Genomic DNA, 19,149 nt, shown 5'->3' with positions numbered 1-19,149 from the left:
GTACTGGCAAAAGGATACCGCCGATTCACCGCTAGCGTGTAGCACCGCTCGGTTTTTCCGGACCGTGCCGACGCCAGCGCAACAGCCCCGCTGCCAGGATCAGCCCCGATAGCAAGGCAACCAGCCCATAGAGTTCATCATAGCCAAGCAACGGCTTTTCGATACGCACATAGCCATCTTCCTTGAGCAGTTCCTTCAGCGCCTCGTTGGCCTGCGCCAGGCTGACCTGCCGCAACTTGCGCACCGGGTTGGCGAAGCGTCCGTCGCTATAGTCGTTCAGCGCGCCCCAATAGTAGTCGGCCAAGGCACTGTTGCCCTGGGTGCTCCAGCTTTCCTTGGCGACGCTGGCGTACTTGATGCGCTCGAAGGTGTCCGGGTCGAGGCCTTCCTTGCGCAGGTGATCGAACAATTTCTGCATCACCTCGACCGCCTGGTCGATGTCCTCGCGCTCCAGGTCGGCATTGAGGCTTAGCAGGCCAGTGTCGCCGAAGCTCTCGCGTTGTGCCGAAGGGCCGTAGGACAACCCGTTGCGCAAGCGCAGCTTGTCATACAGCGCCCAATCCAGGTAGTGCGACAGCAGGTCGAGGGTGGCCTGATGGTCGTTGTCCAGCACCGGCTCGACGAACAGCCAGTGCAGCTTGACGCTGTCGCCCAGCCAGCCGCGGGTCAGGTCGCGGCGCTGTTCAGCTTGCTGGCCGATGCTTTCCAGGGTGCGGCGCTCCTCCGGCTCGGTGGCGGGCAATTCGCCAAAGGTACGCTCCAGGTAGGCCGGCAGCAGGCGGTCGAGGCCGCCGACCACTATCAGGGTCATGTTGTTGGCCGCGTACCAGCGGTCACGCAAGGTGTTCACCTGCTCCAGGGTCATGTCGTCGAGGTTGGAGCGCTCCGGGCATTTCAGGCCTAGCTCGGTGGCCAACTGGTCGCTGGCGGGGTGGCCGATGTCCTGGCGGTCGAGCCAGCGCTGCAGGTGGCCATAATGGCCGCCATCTTCACGCTCGATGATGCGCTTGGCGGTGGCCAGGGCCTTGGCATCTATGCGGGTTTCGTGGATCACCGCCAGTAGCAGGTCGAGGACTTTGCGCTGGTTGCGCGCCGGGGCTTCGATGACGAAGGTGGTGTCGGCGCTGCTGGTGTAGGCGTTCCACTCGCCGCCCAGCGATTGCAGGCGCTCTTCCAGGCCACCCTCGCCGGTTGCGTCGATGCCGCTGAACAGCAGGTGCTCGAGCAGGTGCGGCAGCTCTTTCTGCTCGCAATTGAAGTCATCCAGGCCGACGCCGACCACCAGGCGAATCGCTACATGGTCACGTTCATAGCCGTTTTTCAGGATGACCTGCAGGCCGTTGGGCAACAGGTAACCTTCAACTCGCGAGCGGTCGAGGGCGAATGAGGGCAGGCTGCAGATCAGCAGGCAAACGAACATCAGGCAACGCATGGGCGAGCTTGGGTCCTCAGGTAGGCGAAATCACGGCAGGCGGGCTTCGTCCGGCACGCTGTCGAGCATCAGCCCGCCCGTGTCCGAGCCGCCCAGTACCACATAGGCACTGCTACAGAACAAAGAGTTCAACCGTTTCATGTCGGCGATCAGCTCCAAGTGTAGCGAACTGGTCTCGATACTTTGCACTACCTTGCGCTGCAGGCGGCTGACATGGGCGTGGGCAAGGCGCCGTTCCTGTGCGCGAAATCGGCGTTTTTCCCGCAGCAGCAGACGGGCGCTTTCCGGGTCGGCACTGAGAAACACCGACAAGCCCAGGCGCAGGTTGGCCAGAAGCTGTTCCTGCAAGCCGGTGAGTTCTTCCAGGCCCACCTGGGAGAACTCCCGGCGCTGGCTGGTTTTCTGCTGCTGGACCTTGCGCAGCATACGCTCGATCAGGTCGCAGGCCAGCTTGAGGTTGATCGCCAGTTCGATGATTTCTGCCCAGCGGCGGTTGTCCTGTTCGCTGAGGCCTTCACGTGAAATCTGCGCCAGGTACAGCTTGATCGCGCTGTACAAGGCTTCGGCGTCCTCGCCAAGGGCGCGGACCTGTTGCGGCAAGGCGGCCTGGGTACCGCGCAGGGCACCGAGCATGGCTTCGAGCAGGCTGTCGACGATATCGCCCAGGCGCAGGGTTTCGCGGGAGGCGTTGGCCAGGGCCAGGCTGGGTGTTTCCAGCGCCGAGGTGTCGAGATGGCGCGGGCGAATCTGGCCGTTGCCGTTTTCCCGTTCGGGTAGCAGGGTGTTGCACAGCCGGCCCATAGGTTTGACCGTGGGTAGCATGATCAGGCAACGCAGCGTGTTGTAGAGCAGGTGGAAGCCGATGACCAGCTCCTGTGGGCTGAAGCTCAGTGAGTCCATCCAACCCACCAGCGGGTGCAGCACTGGGATGATCAGCAGCAGGCCGATCAGCTTGTACAGCAGGCTGCCCAGGGCCACACGGCGTCCAGCGGCGTTCTGCATGCTGGTGCTGATGAAGGCCAGCAATCCGCTGCCGATGTTGGCGCCCACCACCAGGCCGATAGCCACCGGCAGGCTGATCACTTCGGCGCCGGCCAGTGTCGCGGTGAGCAGCACGGCGGCCAGGCTGGAATAGGAAATCATGGCGAACAGTGCGCCGACCAGGGCGTCGAGCATGATGTCGCCGGTGAGCGAAGCGAACAGCACCTTCACGCCCTGGGCGTGGGTAATCGGTGTAGCTGCCTGCACGATCAGCTCAAGTGCCAGGATGATCAGGCCAAGCCCGATCCCTACCCTGCCCAGCTGGCCCGCCCGCGTCTGCTTGCGCGAGAGGAAGAAGATCACACCCAGGAAGATCAGCAGCGGCGACAGCCAGGACAGGTCCAGGGTCAGCACCCGGGCCATCAGCGCGGTACCCACGTCGGCGCCGAGCATGATTGCCAAGGCCGGGGTCATGGCCATCAGGCCTTGGCCGACGAACGAGGTGACCAACATGGCTGTGGCGTTGCTGCTTTGCACCAGGGCTGTGACCAGAATGCCTGCGACGAACGCGAGCGGGCGTTTGCTCATGTTCTGGCTGATGATGCGCCGCAGGCTCGAGCCGAATACCCGGAGTATGCCGGTACGCACGATGTGGGTGCCCCAGACCAGAAGCGTAACGGCCGAGAGCAGGTTGAGCAGGGTCAGCATGGCGACGGCCCCCTGTTGCATCGGCCCAGAGGGCCAAGAGACGAAGCGTGAGCGTTTGAAGAATTTTCAGTGCTCACTCAAAGCTTTAGTTGTTTTGCGGAGCTGTCGCCAGCTTCGCATGGCTGTCATTTGTTTGAAATACGGCGGAAATGAAAAAAGGGCCCGAAGGGCCCTTTGTCCTGCACTTCCTGATCTTATTGACCCGGAATGTCCTTGCGCAGTTTCACTGGCTCGTGCTCTTTGCCGTTCTTGCGGGCCAAGGCAGTTCGCATGCGGATGTTGATGGCTTCCACCGCCAGCGAGAACGCCATGGCGAAGTAGACATAGCCTTTAGGCACATGTACGTCGAAAGATTCGGCGATCAGCACGGTACCGACCACGATCAGGAACGAAAGTGCGAGCATCTTCAACGACGGATGTTTGTCGATGAAATCGCTGATGGTGCCGGCGCACAGCATCATCACCAGCACGGCGACGATGATCGCGGCGATCATCACCGGTACGTGGGACACCATGCCCACCGCCGTGATCACCGAGTCCAGCGAGAACACGATGTCGATGATGGCGATCTGGATGATGGTGTAGAAGAACTTGCCACCCGCGCCTTTCGGTTCTTCCGGGTTTTCGTCCTCGCCTTCCAGGCCGTGATAGATCTCTTGCGAGCTTTTCCACAGCAGGAACAGGCCACCAAAGAACAGGATCAGGTCCCGCCCGGAGATGCCCTGGCCCATGACCACGAACAGGTCGGCGGTAAGGCGCATGACCCAGGTGATCGACAGCAGCAGCATGATACGAGTGACCATGGCCAGGGCCAGCCCGAAGATCCGGGTGCGCGGCTGCATGTGCTTGGGCATGCGGCTGACCAGAATCGAGATCATGATGATGTTATCGATACCGAGGACGATCTCAAGCGCGGTAAGGGTAAAAAAGGCAACCCAGATTTCCGGGCTGGTCAGCCATTCCATGTGTCTTCCTTCGAACGGTAAAGGCGACGCGCCCGGATCCGGGCGCGTCGCGTTAGGGAAATACGTGTTTATTAAAGACTACTGAACAGCGGGAAAATCCCCATCAGCAGCGCGGCGAGCATTATGCACAGGCACACCAGCACTGCCCACTTCAAGGTGAAGCGCTGATGATCGCCGAACTCGATGCCGGCCAGGGCCACCAGCAGGTAGGTGGAGGGTACCAGGGGGCTTAGCAGGTGTACCGGTTGCCCGACGATCGAAGCACGGGCCATTTCCACCGGGCTGATGCCGTAGTGGCTGGCAGCTTCGGCCAGCACCGGCAGCACGCCATAGTAGAACGCGTCGTTAGACATGAAGAAGGTGAACGGCATGCTCACGATCGCGGTTATCACCGCGAGGTATGGGCCCAACGCCTCGGGGATGACCGACAGCAGGCTCTTGGACATGGCGTCGACCATGCCGGTGCCCGACAGGATGCCGGTGAAGATGCCGGCGGCAAAGATCAGCCCGGTGACCGCCAGCACGCTGCCGGCGTGGGCGGCGATGCGGTCTTTCTGCTGCTGCAGGCACGGGTAGTTGACGATCATGGCGATGCTGAAGGCGATCATGAACAGCACGGGCAGCGGTAACACGCCGGCAATCAGCGCGACCATCAGGGCAGCGGTCAGGGCACCGTTGAAGTACAGCAATTTTGGCCGGCGCGCGTCCGGGTACTGCGAAACGGTAATTTCGCTGTGGTCGATGTCGTCGGTGGGCAGGTGCAACTCGCCCAGGCGGGCACGTTCGCGCTTGCCGTACATGTAGGCGATGGCCAGGATCGCCAGCACACCGAACAGCATGGCGGGGATCATCGGCACGAAGATGTCCGACGGGTCCACGTGCAGGGCGCTGGCGGCGCGGGCGGTCGGGCCACCCCAGGGGGTCATGTTCATTACCCCGCCGGCGAGAATGATCAGGCCGGCCATGATCCGCGGGCTCATGCCCAGGCGGCTGTACATTGGCAGCATGGCGGCGCAGCAGATCATGTAGGTGGTGGCGCCGTCACCGTCGAGCGAGACCACCAGGGCCAGTACCGCGGTGCCGACGGACACTTTCAGCGGATCGCCCTTGACCAGCTTGAGGATCTTGCGCACGGCCGGGTCGAACAGGCCGGAATCGATCATCAGGGCGAAATAGAGGATGGCGAACATCAGCATCACGCCGGTAGGTGCGAGCTTGCTGATGCCCTCGAGCATCATCGGGCCGATCTTGGCGGAAAAACCGCCGAACAGGGCGAACAGGATCGGTACCAGAATCAACGCGATCAAGGCCGAAAGGCGCTTGGTCATGATCAGGTACATGAAGGTGATGACCATGGCAAAGCCGAGGAAGGTCAGCATGGCAGTACTCCAGGCGTGGCGCGGCGAAAGGAACGTCGATTCGGGCGGATCAGCGCGCTTGGCGCTGTGCAGGGAGCATGCGGAGGGGGGCTACGGAAAGTCGGGCACAGGAATACATCAGAATCACCATTGTTGTTGTTGATTGGGCCGGGCGCGGTGGTTACCGGGTGCCCTGGCTGACCGGTCTTGTGCCGGTAGTGGGGGCTATCCTATGAGGGCAAGCTTTCAGCCAGCTTTCGCCGAAGCAAAGGCGACGAGAGGTAGGTGATGCAGGATGTGACCGAGGGTGGCTGCCATTGTGGCGCCTTGCGTTATCGGTTGGAGGGCGACCTGACGGACATTGCCCATTGCCATTGTTCGATCTGCCGGCGGGTCAGTGGCGGGCTGGTGATGACCTGGCTCACCCTGCCCCGCTCGGGGTTCCGGTGGCTGGCGGGCCAGCCGAACTGCTATGTGGCGCCGGCCAGTTGCAGCCGGTACTTCTGTGGGCATTGCGGGGCGCATGTGGCGTTGGTGACTACACATAGCCCGGAGACGGTGGATGTGACGGTGGCGACGCTGGACCACCCGGAACGGGTCAGGGCCAACCGGCATATCTGGGTGGGTAGCCGGTTGCCTTGGTTGCATCTGGATGAGGATTTGCCTTCGGAGGCCGAGGAGAACCTGTAAGAGATTGTGTTGGTGCTGATGGCCCTATCGCCGGCAAGCCAGCTCCCACAGGTGTCCCACCACCTTCAGACCTATGGTGGGAGCTGGCTTGCCGGCGATAGGGCCAGTACAGCCATATTTACAACTGCAGGCCTCCTGCAGCCTTGTGCAATGCCCGCAGATGTTCGCCCACTTGCTTCACATTGGCTTCCACCGCCGCAATTTCCTTGGCCCGCGACGGCTCCAGCAGCGCCCTCACCTCTTTGTCCAGGCTCGTGCTCAAGCGCAGCAACTGCGCTTGCCGCTCGCTGCTGACCTGCTCCAGATGCTTGCGCTCCTGCGGCTGCGGCAGCCCGTAGCCCTTGCTGTCGAGCAACTCTGCCGGGCGGCTGAGGAAGCCACTGTTGGCGAGCATTTGTCTGAGGGTCGCATCGGCCTTGCTGACGCTGCCATCCTTCAGCGCTGCGGCGTTCAGGTAACGCTGCTTGACCTCGTCCTGGGCCAGCAGCAGTTGCCGGCGCAAGCTGGCCTGTTCAAGCAGCAGCAAGGCGGCGCTGGTACGCAGGTCGGCCTGGGCGAACCAGGCCCGCCGTTGCTCGGCGTCCAGGGCCAGCCAGTCCTCGACCTTGTCCTGCTTTATTGGCAACTGCTTCTTCAACACCTCGAACATGGCCTGGTAACGGTCACGGTAGGAGTCGAAGCGATAACCCAGGCGCAACGCTTCGCGGGGGTCGTCGAGCACACTGGTGTCGGCAAGTCCCCTGCCCTTGAGCACAGCCAGCAAGCCATTGGGCATGATGCTGTCGAGGTCGTTCAGGCGCGGGTTGGCGGTGCCGCTGCGCAGCAGCTTCAACGACTCTACTGCGCAATTGTTGGACAGGAACCAGTAGTTGCCATCGTAGCTCCAGTGCATTTCGGCGGCCTGACGCACCAGGTTCTCGATCTCGTCGCGGTCGAGCCGCAAGGGCACCGAGGCCAGGCTGCGCAGTTCGGTCTTGGTGTACTCGTCGATCACCTGGCCCAGCGGCAGCACGAACAGGCGCGAGGGGTAGGCGCCGACCAGGCCGTCCCAGCTGGAAAGTTGCACATCGTTGACGAAGGCACGGTACGACAGCACCAGGCTCTGGTCGAGGTCCAGGCGGCAGTCCGGCCCGCGTGGGCGGCCCGGCTTGCAGATCACCAGGCGCAGCATGCTGTGGCCCCAGCGGCTGACCAGGTTCTGGTTGGCTTCGGCCAGCAGGTAGTCCACCTCATAGACCCGCTCGGGGTCGATTTCGCCCAGCGGTTGGCGGGCGAAGTCGCTGCCGGCATTGATGAACGGCAGGCCCTTGGCGCAGCTGTCCTGCTGCGGTGCCCAGCCGAAGTGTTCGCGCAGGTACTGGTTCAGCGCCGGACGGCGGCAGCCGTAGCTCGGGTCGAGGAGGAAGTACTCCATATTGACCGCGATGTACTCCTTGGGGCTGCTCAGTTCATAGCTGTCGGGGCTGCGCACGAACTGGCCGTTGTGCTGCTCGCGCTCGCCGCGTCGGCCCACGTACTGCTGCCAGCCGGCCAGGTCGAGCAGACGCGGGTCGTCGCTGAGGGTGAAGCGGCGCTCGGCCTGGCCACGGCATGCTTCGGGCAGGCCGACCTTGCCCAACGTACCTTGCTGGCGCTTGCAACGGGCGATCAGCGCGTTCTCGGCGTTGGGCCACAGCCGGGCACGGTCATAGATATGGGTGAGTTCGTGCAGCACGGTGGCCAGCAGTTCTTCTCGCACCGTGCCATGCGGGCGGTTGGTGCGTTCGGTGGCCGCACTGCCATCGGTGAGGCTGGGCAGCAGGCGGCGATTGAGTTCGAGGGTAGAGACCAGCGATGCCTGGCCATAGGCGTCGGCAGGCATGTTGTCGCTCCAGCTGACACGCACGCGACGGTTCAGCTGTTGCTTGAAGCTGGGGGGCAGCTTGCCCATGGCTTCGTCGAGCAGAGCCTGAGTGGCCAGGGCCTGCTGTGAGTCAAGGCCGGACGCCTGCAGCTCGAGCTGCAGGTCGGCCAGGGCGGGCGTGCCGAGCAGCGTCAGGGCGCAGCCGAGCAGCCAGGCGCGCACGCGGTTCACAGCGCGAGGATGGCTTCAGCCAGTACCTGGTCGCTGGCGTCACGCGCTTGCGGCACGCGCTCGCGCAGGGTGTTGAAGGCGGCCTCGAGCTGGGCTCCGCGGATCTCACCGTTGCTTGCGACAAAGCTGGCGGCGTCGTCATGGGCTTCGCGAACCACTTTGGAATCGCGGATCGAGGTGGTGGTGTCAGAGGTGAAATCGATCGAACGGCCAAAGGCGCGCACGATGATATTGCTGGTGGCCACCAGGGTCTGTGCCTGGGCCAGGTCGGCCAGCAGCAGCATGCCGAGGGTAGCGGCAATCAGCGGTTTACGCATGGAGCATCTCCGAAAAATACAGGGAGTCAGATTTAATTATTGGACGAGAATTGCTTGCGCCAGTTCCAGATCGCCGACGGTATGCCGTGTGCAATTGTGGCGTAATGATTCCAGTGCTGCCTCCAGCCGTGCACCGCGGATCTGGCCGTCGCTGGCGACGAAGGCAGCGGCATCGTCCTGGGCCTGGCGGACCAGTTTGCGGTCGAACGGTGCGCTGGTGACCTGGCTGGTGACATAGCCGGTGATGACCAGGCTTTGCGTAGTGGTATCCATGGCATGGGCGCTGGCCATGCCAATAACGGAGAACAGCAACGGCAACAGATAACGCATGGGCTCTACAACAGCTGGAAACGTGGGCGGCAATGGTGAGTACGGCTGTGCTGGTGGTGGCCAGCACAGCTGAACGGCTCAGGCGGGGTCAGAGCGCCAGAATGGCCTGGGCCAGTTGCGCGTCGCTGGCCTGCAGGGTTGGCATCTGCGAGCGGATGTGCAGGAAAGCGCTTTCCAGCTTGGCACCGCGGATGTCGCCCTGGCTGCCAACGAAGCTGGCGGCGTCGTCACGGGCGGCCTGGACGATCTTGTCGTCACGGAACGAGGAGGAAATATCGGAAGTGGCATCGGTGGACGCGGCCACTGCGCCAACGACGGCGTCGGTGGTTACAACGAAGCTGGTGGCGTTTGCGGTGCCGGCCAGGCTCAGCATCAGGGCGGCGCCAATCAGGTATTTACGGGACATGATCGTGGACTCCTGGACTAGGGTCGGGTGGTTCTGCTTTATCGGACGCTCGCACAGCTCGTCGCGGTACTTTTCAACAGTGCGTTCTACCAGACTGTTACGCCAAGCGTATCACGCGCCGGTGTTTCTGGATGTTAATGAACAGCGCACCAATAAACTGTTATGGTCTGTTTTATGATTTTTAAAACTGTACAGGTACGGTTGTAAAAGGCTCTGGCATGCCGCCTGCAAACAAAAAACCCGTCGCAGTCACCTGCAACGGGTTTCGGGAATTCGCGGTGCCGGCCGAAGCCGGCAAGCCGGAGCTTAGCGCCAGAATGGCTTACTCAGCTCTTCGTAACGCTGCGACTCGCTGATACCGGCGTCGGCCAGCAGGCGGGCGTCCAGGCGAGCCAGTTGACGGCGGCTGGCCATGCGGCGCTGCCACAGCAGCAAGGTGGACAGAGCGCGCAGCGGCAGCGAAGCGTTGGATTGTTGGGCGTTGCTTTCAAAAACCAGACCGGAACTGAGGGTACGTTCCATGATGTTTCATCCTTCCGCTTATGGCGGGATTAGGTAGTGATTTAACTGATGCCAATGATCCTCCTCTGTCGTCCATAACAGTAGATACAGTTCGGTTGAAAGACGATGGTCCAGTTAACTGTGTAACCCTACTGTTGCACTCGAAACTGGCGTAACTGTACTGGTTCGCCCTTTTTTGGTGCGTTCTGGCTTCGGAGACGGGATCTTTCAGGCGGAAGGGCTAAAAATAACAAGTACAGTAGTACAGTTTTGTTTAAAAATAACTGATGCTGTAATGCTTGCTCCTGTAGGAGCGGCCTTGTGTCGCGAAAGGGGCCGCAAAGCGGCCCCAGGATCACAAGAATAACGACCGGAACAGCGGAAGCAGGGCCGCCGTTCCATTCCTCATTTGTATCAGCTAGCCAGCATGCGCCCGGTTTCTTCCAGGTTCTCGTGCCAACTCAGGGCTTCACGCAGGATGTGCGGGGTATGGCCGCCACGCTGGCAGGCGCGATCGAAGTAGTCGCTCAGTGCTGCGCGGTAGTCCGGGTGCACACAGTTGTCGATGATCGCCCGGGCGCGCTCGCGTGGCGCCAGGCCGCGCAGGTCGGCCAAGCCTTGCTCGGTGACCAGGATGTCCACATCGTGCTCGGTGTGGTCGACATGGCTGACCATCGGCACCACGCTGGAAATCGCGCCACCCTTGGCAATCGACTTGGTGACGAACACGGCCAGGTGGGCGTTACGGGCGAAGTCACCCGAGCCGCCGATGCCGTTCATCATCTTGGTACCGCACACGTGTGTGGAATTGACGTTGCCGTAGATATCGAACTCAAGCGCGGTGTTGATACCGATGATGCCCAGGCGACGGACCACCTCCGGGTGGTTGGAGATTTCTTGCGGGCGCAGTACCAGCTTGTCCTTGTAACGCTCCAGGTTGCCGAACACGTCGGCGTTGCGGCGGGTCGACAAGGTGATCGAGCTGCCCGAGGCGAAGCTCAGCTTGCCGGCGTCGATCAGGTCGAAGGTGGAGTCCTGCAGTACTTCGGAGTACATGGTCAGGTCTTCGAACGGCGACTCGATCAGGCCGCACATCACTGCGTTGGCAATGCTGCCGATACCGGCCTGCAGCGGGCCGAGCTTGTTGGTCATGCGGCCAGCTTCGACTTCTTTCTTGAGGAAGTTGATCAGATGGTCGGCGATGCCCTGGGTTTCGTCATCCGGCGGCAATACGGTGGACGGCGAGTCCGGCTGGTCGCTGATGACGATGCCGACGATCTTGGCCGGGTCGATCGGGATGGCGGTGCTGCCGATACGGTCGTCGACCTTGACCAGCGGGATTGGCGTGCGGGTCGGGCGGTAGGTCGGGATATAGATGTCGTGCAGGCCTTCGAGGTTGGTGTTGTGCGAGAGGTTGATCTCGACAATCACCTGCTTGGCGAAGATCGCGAAGCTGGCCGAGTTGCCCACCGAGGTAGTTGGCACGATATGGCCTTGCTCGGTGATGGCCACGGCTTCGATGACCGCGATGTCCGGCAGCTTCAGCTGCTGGTTGCGCAGCTGCTCGACGGTTTCCGACAGGTGCTGGTCGATGAACATCACCTGGCCGTCGTTGATGGCCTTGCGCAGGGTGCTGTCGACCTGGAACGGCATGCGGCGAGCCAGCACGCCGGCCTCGGTCAATTGCTTGTCCAGGTCGTTGCCCAGGCTGGCGCCGGTCATCAGGCTGATTTTCAGTGGCGACTGCTTGGCACGTTCGGCCAGTGCATGTGGTACGGCCTTGGCTTCGCCGGCGCGGGTGAAACCGCTCATGCCGACGGTCATGCCGTCCTCGATCAGACCAGCGGCATCAGCCGCACTCATTACCTTGCTGTGCAGGGAGGACAAGCGGATACGATCACGGTACATGGATTGTTATCTCGGGCTACTGAAACTACTGCAGCGCAGTCTAGAGACTTCGCCCCTTGCCGTCCCACGACCATGGTCGTATGAGAAGCCTTGGAATAGAGCCGTTGATCCGGATCAATAAAAGAAAAGCCCCGGCAGATTCTGACCGGGGCTTCCTTTATATCAGCTGGTTTGCAGCTGCCATTGTCACTCCACGGCCTTGACCATGTCTTCGATGACCTTCTTGGCGTCGCCGAACACCATCATGGTCTTGTCGAGATAGAACAGTTCGTTGTCCAGGCCGGCATAGCCGCTGGCCATGGAGCGCTTGTTGACGATGATGGTCTTGGCCTTGAACGCTTCGAGGATCGGCATGCCGGCGATCGGCGACTTGGGGTCGTTCTTCGCCGCAGGGTTCACCACGTCGTTGGCGCCCAGCACCAGCACCACATCGGCCTGGCCGAACTCGGCGTTGATGTCTTCCATCTCGAACACTTGGTCGTACGGCACTTCGGCCTCCGCCAGCAGCACGTTCATGTGCCCGGGCATACGGCCGGCCACCGGGTGGATCGCGTACTTCACGGTCACACCGTTGTGGCTCAGCTTCTCGGTCAGTTCCTTGAGCGCGTGCTGGGCGCGAGCCACCGCCAGGCCATAACCCGGGACGATGATCACGCTGTCGGCGTTGCTGAGCAGGAAGGTGGCATCGTCGGCAGAGCCAGACTTCACCGGGCGCTGCTCTTTGGAGCCTTGCGCCGCGCCAGCATCGGTATCACCACCGAAGCCACCGAGGATGACGTTGAAGAACGAACGGTTCATCGCCTTGCACATGATGTACGAAAGGATGGCACCGGACGAGCCGACCAGAGAGCCTGCGATGATCAGCATCGAGTTGTTCAGCGAGAAGCCGATACCGGCCGCTGCCCAGCCCGAATAGCTGTTAAGCATCGACACCACCACCGGCATGTCGGCGCCCCCGATCGGAATTATGATCAGCACGCCCATGATGAAGGCCAATACCAGCATCAGGGTGAAGGCACTGTAGTGGCCAGTGAAGGTGAACAGCAGGCCCAGGGCGATGGTGGTCAGGCCGAGGATCAGGTTCAGCTTGTGCTGGCCGGCGAACTGTACCGGTGCGCCCTGGAACAGGCGGAACTTGTACTTGCCCGACAGTTTGCCGAAGGCGATCACCGAGCCGGAGAAGGTAATGGCACCGATGGCTGCGCCGAGGAACAGCTCCAGACGGTTGCCGGTGGGGATCGGGTCGCTTATGGCGGCAACGATGCCCATCGATTGCGGTTCCAGTACCGCGGCGATGGCGATAAACACCGCTGCCAGGCCGATCATGCTGTGCATGAAGGCGACCAGTTCCGGCATTTTGGTCATCTCGACGCGCTTGGCCATGATCGAACCGGCGGTGCCGCCGACCAGCAAGCCAACGAGGACGTAGCCGATGCCGGCGGTGGCAAGCTCGGCCCCGAGCTTATAAATGAGGCCGACCGTAGTGACGATGGCGATACCCATGCCGATCATGCCGAACAGGTTGCCGCGGCGCGAGGTAGTCGGGTGCGACAGGCCCTTGAGCGCCTGGATGAAGCACACCGAGGCGACGAGGTAGAGGAGCGTTACCAGATTCATGCTCATGCTTACTTCTGCGCCTCGTTCTTGGTTTTCTTCTTGAACATCTCAAGCATGCGACGGGTGACCAGGAAGCCACCGAACACGTTGACCGCGGCCAGGGCCACCGCCAGGGTGCCCATCAGCTTGCCGGCCGGGGTTACCGTCAGGGCGGCGGCCAGCATGGCTCCGACGATGACGATCGCGGAGATGGCGTTGGTCACGGCCATCAGCGGCGTGTGCAGCGCCGGGGTGACGTTCCACACCACGTGGTAGCCCACATAGATGGCCAGCACGAAGATGATCAGGTTGTAGATGCCATGGGAAATCAGCATGTCTTCCATTGTCGTGCTCCTTAGCCGTTCTTGCGGACGACCTGACCATCACGGCACATCAGGCAGGCCGCGACGATGTCGTCTTCGAGGTTGATGACCAGCGCGCCGTCCTTGTCGAACAGCAGCTTCATGAAGTCCAGCAGGTTGCGTGCATACAGTGCGGAGGCATCGGCGCCCACCTGGGCCGGCAGGTTGGTCGGGCCGACGATGATCACCCCGTTCTCCTGTACCACCTGGTCGGCGACAGTCAGTGGGCAGTTGCCGCCTTGGGCTGCTGCGAGGTCGATGACCACCGAGCCGGGCCTCATCTGCGCGACGGTTTCGGCGCTGAGCAGGGTCGGCGCCTTGCGCCCCGGGATAAGCGCAGTGGTAATGACAATATCCGCCTGCTTGGCGCGCTCGTGCACGGCCTGGGCCTGGCGTTGCATCCAGCTGGCCGGCATCGGCCGGGCGTAACCGCCGACACCTTCGGCGCACTCGCGCTCTTCTTCGGTTTCGTAGGGTACGTCGATGAACTTGGCGCCCAGCGACTCGATCTGCTCCTTCACGGCCGGGCGTACGTCGGACGCCTCGATCACTGCGCCCAGGCGCTTGGCCGTGGCAATGGCCTGCAGGCCGGCTACGCCCGCGCCCAGGATCAGCACGCGCGCGGCCTTGACGGTACCGGCGGCGGTCATGAGCATGGGCATGAAGCGTGGGTAGTGATGGGCAGCCAGCAACACCGCCTTGTAACCGGCGATATTGGCCTGCGACGACAGCACGTCCAGGCTCTGCGCCCGCGAGGTGCGCGGCGCGGCTTCCAGGGCGAACGCGGTAATGCCGCGCTCGGCCATCTTGCCGATCAGCTCGCTGTTGAAGGGGTTGAGCATGCCCACCAGGAGGCTGCCACTGTTGATCAGGGCCAGTTCCTGGTCGTTGGGGGCGACCACTTTGAGCACCAATTGGGCGCCGTAGGCATCGGCTGCACTCCCTAGGGAAGCACCCACGGCCTCATAGGCACTGTCCGGAATGCTGGCATTGAGCCCTGCCCCCCGTTGGACGGTGACCTGATGGCCCTGGCCAATCAGTTTCTTGATGGTTTCCGGGGTCGCAGCGACCCTTGTCTCACCGGTCTGCGTCTCGAGAGGAACACCAATGTGCACGACTATTTCTCCTGCGGTGACCTTTTGTCTTTTTAAAAGCCAGCGCACTTCGGATGGTGCGCTGGGGCGGCTGTGGAGCGCCGACCCGCCGAATCCCGGGCGGGCGAAGCATTTTGCAGACGAAGCCAGAGGCCTTCAACCGGTTCTGGAGCGAAACGAAGTCAAAACTACAAGTCACCCTGTGACCGTATGTCGCAACGGCCAGGCTGCAGCCTGTCAAACATAGGCTATTGGCAGATTAGGAGAAAAAAACAAAAAATTTGCGGTTGATTCGCTTACGGCTTGGTGAATGTCGCAAAATAACCCGCGAAGCCGCGCCGTAAGCAGGGTTAAAGCGGATTTTTGCTCCTGCATAACAGTTTATGTATATGCGACAAATACATATATCTGTAGGTGTTAAAAATAATTGACTACGGAGTCAATTTATCGTGCCTGCTCACGTCTTGGCCGTGTACGCCTGGGCCTGGCTTACCAGCCAGTCACGGAAGGCGCGCAGCGAAGCCGACTCCACTTTGCGCTCCGGAATCATCAGATAGTAGGCCTTGTCACTACTCAGGGCATGCCTGTTAGCGACCACCAACCTACCCTCCTCCAGCTCGCGCTGGATCAGGAACGGTGGAATCAGGGCGATGCCCATCTCATGCATGGCCGCCTGAGCGAGCATCGAGAATAGTTCATAGCGCGGGCCTGTCATGTCGCGTTCCACATTCATGCCGACGCTGCCGAACCATTGCCGCCAGGCATAGGGGCGCGTGCTCTGCTGCAGCAGTGGCAGTTGGGCAATACGCTGAGCGTCGAGTGTGCCCTGCCCGCCCAGCAGCGCCGGGCTGCACACCGGTACCGGGTTTTCCCCCATCAGCCGGTGCGACTGGGTGCCGGACCAGTCGGCATCGCCGAAGTAGATAGCGGCATCGAAGGTGGTGTCGGCAAACAGGAATGGCCGGGTGCGGTTGGTGAGGTTTACCGTGACCTCCGGGTGGCGCTGCTGGAAGTCCTTTAGCCGTGGTAGCAGCCATTGGGTACCGAAGGTGGGCACGACGGCCAGCTCGATCACGTTGGCGCCCTGCTGGCGCATGACTGACAAGGTGTCGCGCTCTACCGCGTCCAGTTGGGCGGCCACTTGGCGGCTATAGGAAAGGCCTGCTTCGGTCAGCTTCACGCCGCGGCGCGAGCGGCGGAACAGTTCCACATTGAGGAAGGCTTCCAGGCCGCCTATCTGCCGACAGACGGCGCCCTGGGTCAGTGCAAGTTCCTGGGCGGCCTTGGTAAAGCTCTCGTTGCGGGCCGCCGCCTCGAAGCAAACCAGGGCGGCGGTACTGGGGATCTTGCGGCGCATGTACGTCAACCTCACTCGTAAGGCTGTCAATATGGCGTTTTGCCGATTTACGAAGTGACAAATTATCACTAATTGGTGCGCAATCCTCGTTTGTCCCGGCGGCCGATCAGGCCTAGGCTCAAAGGCACAAGAAACTGCCCCCTATTTCGAGGATTTCGCTCATGGCCGGTAAAGCAAGCTTCAACTGGATCGACCCGCTGCTGCTCGATCAGCAGCTCACTGAAGAAGAGCGCATGGTGCGTGACAGCGCTTATCAGTTCGCCCAGGACAAGCTGGCCCCGCGTGTGCTCGAGGCCTTCCGTCATGAACAGACCGACCCGGCGATCTTCCGTGAAATGGGTGAGGTCGGGTTGCTGGGCGCCACCATTCCCGAGCAATACGGTGGCAGTGGCCTGAACTACGTTTGCTACGGCCTGATTGCTCGCGAGGTAGAGCGCATCGACTCGGGTTACCGCTCGATGATGAGCGTGCAGTCGTCGCTGGTGATGGTGCCAATCAACGAGTTCGGTACCGAGGCACAAAAGCAGAAGTACCTACCCAAGCTGGCCAGCGGCGAGTGGATCGGTTGCTTCGGCCTGACCGAGCCCAACCACGGCTCCGACCCGGGTTCGATGATCACTCGTGCCCGGAAGGTCGACGGCGGCTACCGCCTGACTGGCAGCAAGATGTGGATCACCAACAGCCCGATCGCCGATGTATTCGTGGTCTGGGCCAAGGACGATGCGGGTGATATCCGCGGCTTTGTTCTGGAAAAGGGTTGGCAAGGCCTCAGCGCGCCGGCGATTCACGGCAAGGTCGGCCTGCGCGCCTCCATCACTGGCGAAATCGTCATGGATAACGTATTCGTGCCGGAGGAAAACATCTTCCCGGATGTACGCGGCCTCAAGGGCCCGTTCACCTGCCTGAACTCCGCCCGATATGGCATCTCGTGGGGTGCGCTGGGCGCTGCGGAAGCCTGCTGGCACACCGCGCGTCAGTACACCCTGGACCGTCAGCAATTCGGTCGCCCGTTGGCTGCCAACCAGTTGATCCAGAAGAAGCTGGCCGACATGCAGACGGAAATCACCCTGGCACTGCAGGGCTGCCTGCGTCTGGGGCGCATGAAGGACGAAGGCACAGCTGCAGTGGAGATCACCTCGATCATGAAGCGCAACTCCTGTGGCAAGGCGCTGGATATTGCTCGCATGGCGCGTGACATGCTGGGTGGCAATGGCATTTCCGATGAGTTCGGCGTGGCTCGTCACCTGGTCAACCTGGAGGTGGTCAACACCTATGAAGGTACTCACGATGTGCATGCACTGATCCTGGGGCGTGCGCAGACCGGCATCCAGGCCTTCTATTGATAAGGAGCCAGCCCATGGGCGCGCTATCACATCTGCGGGTGCTGGACCTTTCTCGCGTGTTGGCCGGCCCATGGTCTGGCCAGATTCTAGCTGACCTTGGTGCCGATGTGATCAAGGTCGAGCGCCCTGGCAGTGGTGACGATACCCGCTCGTGGGGGCCGCCCTTCCTCAAGGATGCCGAGGGTGAGAACACCAGTGAGGCGGCCTATTACCTGTCGGCCAACCGCAACAAGCGCTCGGTTACGATCGACTTCACACAGGCCGAGGGGCAGCGCCTGGTACGTGAGTTGGCGGCGAAGTCCGATATCGTCATCGAGAACTTCAAGGTTGGTGGGTTGGCTGCCTACGGTCTGGACTACCAGAGCCTGAAGGCGATCAACCCGCGGCTTATCTATTGTTCCATCACCGGGTTCGGGCAGACCGGGCCTTATGCAAGGCGCGCGGGTTATGACTTCATGATCCAGGGGTTGGGCGGGCTGATGAGCCTGACCGGCCGCCCGGAAGGTGAGGAAGGTGCGGGGCCGGTCAAGGTAGGGGTGGCGCTGACCGACATCCTTACCGGGTTGTATTCCACGGTGGCGATCCTCGCTGCCCTCGCCCATCGCGAGCAGACCGGGGTGGGCCAGCATGTCGACATGGCGTTGCTCGATGTGCAGGTGGCCTGCCTGGCGAATCAGGCGATGAACTACCTGACCACGGGCAACCCGCCTCGTCGCCTGGGTAATGCGCACCCCAATATCGTGCCTTATCAGGATTTTCCGACGGCGGATGGCGACTTCATCCTTACCGTGGGCAACGATAGCCAGTTCCGCAAGTTCGCCGAGGTGGCTGGGCAGCCGCAGTGGGCGGACGACCCGCGTTTCGTTACCAACAAGCTGCGGGTTGCCAACCGGGCCGAGCTGATTCCTCTGATTCGCCAGGCCACGGTGTTCAAGACCACGGCGGAATGGGTGAGCCAACTGGAGGCTGCAGGGGTGCCGTGCGGGCCTATCAATGACCTGGCGCAGATGTTCCAGGACCCGCAGGTGCTGGCGCGCGGATTGGCGGTAAGCATTCCGCATCCGTTGGCGGGGAGTGTGCCGCAGGTGGCGAGCCCGATACGGTTGTCGGAGACGCCGGTTGAGTACCTTCGCGCACCGCCGCTGCTGGGTGAGCATACCGAGGTGGTGCTGGAGGATGTATTGGGGCTGGATGCCGGTGAGGTGCAGCGGCTGCGCAGTGCCGGTGTGCTTTAAGGACGTTTGGCTTTGGTGAAAAGCGGGGTGGCCGTCAGGCCTCCCCGCTTTGCTTTTCAGCGATATCAAGGTTTCTTGAAATTAAGGGTTGACGCGGTTTCGAATCCCCTTATAATGCGCCCCACTTCTGACGTAGTCGAAGCGCAAAACTTCTTGCAAATCAATTAGTTGGGCGATTCAGGTAGTGTCAGGAGCGCTTCGATCGAATGATCGGCAGTGGTTGAGATGATGGTTGACAGCGCTTCTAAACGCTGTATGATTCGCCTCCCGCTACGAGAGATCGCAGCGAGTCAAGTGTTTGAAGCTAAACGAGTTTCTCGCAGAAAACTTCAAAATAAACGCTTGACAGCAAATGAGGAAAGCGTAGAATGCGCGCCTCGGTTGAGACGAAAGGCTCTTAACCAAACGCTCTTTAACAAATCGAATCAAGCAATTCGTGTGGGTGCTTGTGAGTACGGACTGATAGTCACAAAGATTATCAGCATCACAAGT

The 19,149-nt window shown here is 61.5% G+C and carries 18 protein-coding genes; 4 read left to right on the top strand and 14 right to left on the bottom strand.

Annotated features, from left to right (window positions below):
- Positions 1–31 precede the first annotated feature (31 nt).
- From CAG18_RS19065 to CAG18_RS19050, 4 genes are all read right to left on the bottom strand, one after another.
- Positions 32–1,432: a pitrilysin family protein gene (locus tag CAG18_RS19065; protein WP_085721371.1), complete on the bottom strand. Its 1,401-nt coding sequence runs from the start codon at positions 1,430–1,432 to the stop codon at positions 32–34.
- A gap of 30 nt (positions 1,433–1,462) precedes the next feature.
- A complete protein-coding gene (locus CAG18_RS19060; protein WP_015268496.1) occupies positions 1,463–3,121 on the bottom strand; it encodes a Na/Pi cotransporter family protein in 1,659 nt (552 codons plus the stop codon).
- 194 nt (positions 3,122–3,315) lie between these two features.
- Positions 3,316–4,086: a TerC family protein gene (locus CAG18_RS19055; protein ID WP_015268497.1), complete on the bottom strand. Its 771-nt coding sequence runs from the start codon at positions 4,084–4,086 to the stop codon at positions 3,316–3,318.
- Positions 4,087–4,157: 71 nt separating this feature from the next.
- Positions 4,158–5,465 carry a CitMHS family transporter gene (locus tag CAG18_RS19050; protein ID WP_015268498.1) on the bottom strand — a complete coding sequence of 436 codons (1,308 nt, stop codon included), beginning with the start codon at positions 5,463–5,465 and terminating at the stop codon, positions 4,158–4,160.
- Between the two features lie 267 nt (positions 5,466–5,732).
- On the opposite strand from CAG18_RS19050, the gene CAG18_RS19045 reads away from it, so the two are divergent.
- Positions 5,733–6,134, top strand: a complete 402-nt coding sequence (locus CAG18_RS19045) for a GFA family protein (protein ID WP_085721370.1) — start codon at positions 5,733–5,735, stop codon at positions 6,132–6,134.
- Positions 6,135–6,252: 118 nt separating this feature from the next.
- Here the strand turns inward: CAG18_RS19045 and CAG18_RS19040 are convergent, their stop codons facing one another.
- The 10 genes from CAG18_RS19040 to CAG18_RS18995 form a co-directional block, all read right to left on the bottom strand.
- Positions 6,253–8,208: a DUF4105 domain-containing protein gene (locus CAG18_RS19040; RefSeq protein WP_085721369.1), complete on the bottom strand. Its 1,956-nt coding sequence runs from the start codon at positions 8,206–8,208 to the stop codon at positions 6,253–6,255.
- Positions 8,205–8,525, bottom strand: coding sequence for a DUF2388 domain-containing protein (locus CAG18_RS19035; protein WP_015268501.1), 321 nt, complete (start codon positions 8,523–8,525; stop codon positions 8,205–8,207). The genes CAG18_RS19040 and CAG18_RS19035 overlap by 4 nt, the downstream gene beginning before the upstream one ends.
- 36 nt (positions 8,526–8,561) lie before the next feature.
- Positions 8,562–8,855: a DUF2388 domain-containing protein gene (locus CAG18_RS19030; protein ID WP_085721368.1), complete on the bottom strand. Its 294-nt coding sequence runs from the start codon at positions 8,853–8,855 to the stop codon at positions 8,562–8,564.
- 88 nt (positions 8,856–8,943) lie between these two features.
- Positions 8,944–9,261: a DUF2388 domain-containing protein gene (locus CAG18_RS19025; protein ID WP_015268503.1), complete on the bottom strand. Its 318-nt coding sequence runs from the start codon at positions 9,259–9,261 to the stop codon at positions 8,944–8,946.
- Positions 9,262–9,567: 306 nt separating this feature from the next.
- Entirely contained in the window at positions 9,568–9,783 is a 216-nt protein-coding gene (locus tag CAG18_RS19020) for a DUF1127 domain-containing protein (protein ID WP_003256968.1), read from the bottom strand.
- A 393-nt stretch (positions 9,784–10,176) separates the two neighbouring features.
- A complete protein-coding gene (locus CAG18_RS19015) occupies positions 10,177–11,670 on the bottom strand; it encodes an acetyl-CoA hydrolase/transferase family protein (protein ID WP_015268504.1) in 1,494 nt (497 codons plus the stop codon).
- A 186-nt stretch (positions 11,671–11,856) separates the two neighbouring features.
- Positions 11,857–13,293 carry an NAD(P)(+) transhydrogenase (Re/Si-specific) subunit beta gene (locus tag CAG18_RS19010; protein ID WP_085627263.1) on the bottom strand — a complete coding sequence of 479 codons (1,437 nt, stop codon included), beginning with the start codon at positions 13,291–13,293 and terminating at the stop codon, positions 11,857–11,859.
- Between the two features lie 2 nt (positions 13,294–13,295).
- Positions 13,296–13,610 (bottom strand): NAD(P) transhydrogenase subunit alpha, encoded by a 315-nt coding sequence (locus CAG18_RS19005; protein WP_003256966.1) that lies wholly within the window; start codon positions 13,608–13,610, stop codon positions 13,296–13,298.
- An 11-nt stretch (positions 13,611–13,621) separates the two neighbouring features.
- The gene (locus CAG18_RS19000) at positions 13,622–14,743 is read right to left on the bottom strand and encodes a Re/Si-specific NAD(P)(+) transhydrogenase subunit alpha (RefSeq protein WP_085721367.1); all 1,122 of its coding nucleotides are present in this window, start codon (positions 14,741–14,743) and stop codon (positions 13,622–13,624) included.
- Between the two features lie 436 nt (positions 14,744–15,179).
- Positions 15,180–16,079: a LysR family transcriptional regulator gene (locus tag CAG18_RS18995; protein ID WP_054572517.1), complete on the bottom strand. Its 900-nt coding sequence runs from the start codon at positions 16,077–16,079 to the stop codon at positions 15,180–15,182.
- 161 nt (positions 16,080–16,240) lie between these two features.
- Here CAG18_RS18995 and CAG18_RS18990 point away from each other — a divergent pair, with 161 nt between their 5' ends.
- The 3 genes from CAG18_RS18990 to CAG18_RS27170 form a co-directional block, all read left to right on the top strand.
- Entirely contained in the window at positions 16,241–17,422 is a 1,182-nt protein-coding gene (locus tag CAG18_RS18990) for an acyl-CoA dehydrogenase (protein ID WP_003252907.1), read from the top strand.
- A gap of 14 nt (positions 17,423–17,436) precedes the next feature.
- Positions 17,437–18,657: a CaiB/BaiF CoA-transferase family protein gene (locus CAG18_RS18985; protein ID WP_085721366.1), complete on the top strand. Its 1,221-nt coding sequence runs from the start codon at positions 17,437–17,439 to the stop codon at positions 18,655–18,657.
- 216 nt (positions 18,658–18,873) lie between these two features.
- Positions 18,874–19,149 (top strand): hypothetical protein (locus CAG18_RS27170; RefSeq protein ID WP_218191474.1); only part of this gene is annotated, 276 nt, incomplete at its 3' end.

The organism is Pseudomonas sp. B22(2017), from assembly GCF_002113105.1.
GTDB classification, from domain to species: Bacteria; Pseudomonadota; Gammaproteobacteria; order Pseudomonadales; family Pseudomonadaceae; genus Aquipseudomonas; species Aquipseudomonas asiatica.
The sequence above is the reverse complement of the archived record's forward strand: the minus strand, read 5'-3'. Positions and strand labels throughout refer to the sequence as shown.

What these genes read in the sequence shown, in the direction of transcription:
- CAG18_RS19065 (WP_085721371.1), bottom strand. Translation starts at nt 1,432, where the DNA reads ATGCGTTGCCTGATGTTCGTTTGCCTGCTGATCTGCAGCCTGCCCTCA.
- CAG18_RS19060 (WP_015268496.1), bottom strand. Translation starts at nt 3,121, where the DNA reads ATGCTGACCCTGCTCAACCTGCTCTCGGCCGTTACGCTTCTGGTCTGG.
- CAG18_RS19055 (WP_015268497.1), bottom strand. Translation starts at nt 4,086, where the DNA reads ATGGAATGGCTGACCAGCCCGGAAATCTGGGTTGCCTTTTTTACCCTT.
- CAG18_RS19050 (WP_015268498.1), bottom strand. Translation starts at nt 5,465, where the DNA reads ATGCTGACCTTCCTCGGCTTTGCCATGGTCATCACCTTCATGTACCTG.
- CAG18_RS19045 (WP_085721370.1), top strand. Translation starts at nt 5,733, where the DNA reads ATGCAGGATGTGACCGAGGGTGGCTGCCATTGTGGCGCCTTGCGTTAT.
- CAG18_RS19035 (WP_015268501.1), bottom strand. Translation starts at nt 8,525, where the DNA reads ATGCGTAAACCGCTGATTGCCGCTACCCTCGGCATGCTGCTGCTGGCC.
- CAG18_RS19030 (WP_085721368.1), bottom strand. Translation starts at nt 8,855, where the DNA reads ATGCGTTATCTGTTGCCGTTGCTGTTCTCCGTTATTGGCATGGCCAGC.
- CAG18_RS19025 (WP_015268503.1), bottom strand. Translation starts at nt 9,261, where the DNA reads ATGTCCCGTAAATACCTGATTGGCGCCGCCCTGATGCTGAGCCTGGCC.
- CAG18_RS19020 (WP_003256968.1), bottom strand. Translation starts at nt 9,783, where the DNA reads ATGGAACGTACCCTCAGTTCCGGTCTGGTTTTTGAAAGCAACGCCCAA.
- CAG18_RS19015 (WP_015268504.1), bottom strand. Translation starts at nt 11,670, where the DNA reads ATGTACCGTGATCGTATCCGCTTGTCCTCCCTGCACAGCAAGGTAATG.
- CAG18_RS19010 (WP_085627263.1), bottom strand. Translation starts at nt 13,293, where the DNA reads ATGAGCATGAATCTGGTAACGCTCCTCTACCTCGTCGCCTCGGTGTGC.
- CAG18_RS19005 (WP_003256966.1), bottom strand. Translation starts at nt 13,610, where the DNA reads ATGGAAGACATGCTGATTTCCCATGGCATCTACAACCTGATCATCTTC.
- CAG18_RS18995 (WP_054572517.1), bottom strand. Translation starts at nt 16,079, where the DNA reads ATGCGCCGCAAGATCCCCAGTACCGCCGCCCTGGTTTGCTTCGAGGCG.
- CAG18_RS18990 (WP_003252907.1), top strand. Translation starts at nt 16,241, where the DNA reads ATGGCCGGTAAAGCAAGCTTCAACTGGATCGACCCGCTGCTGCTCGAT.
- CAG18_RS18985 (WP_085721366.1), top strand. Translation starts at nt 17,437, where the DNA reads ATGGGCGCGCTATCACATCTGCGGGTGCTGGACCTTTCTCGCGTGTTG.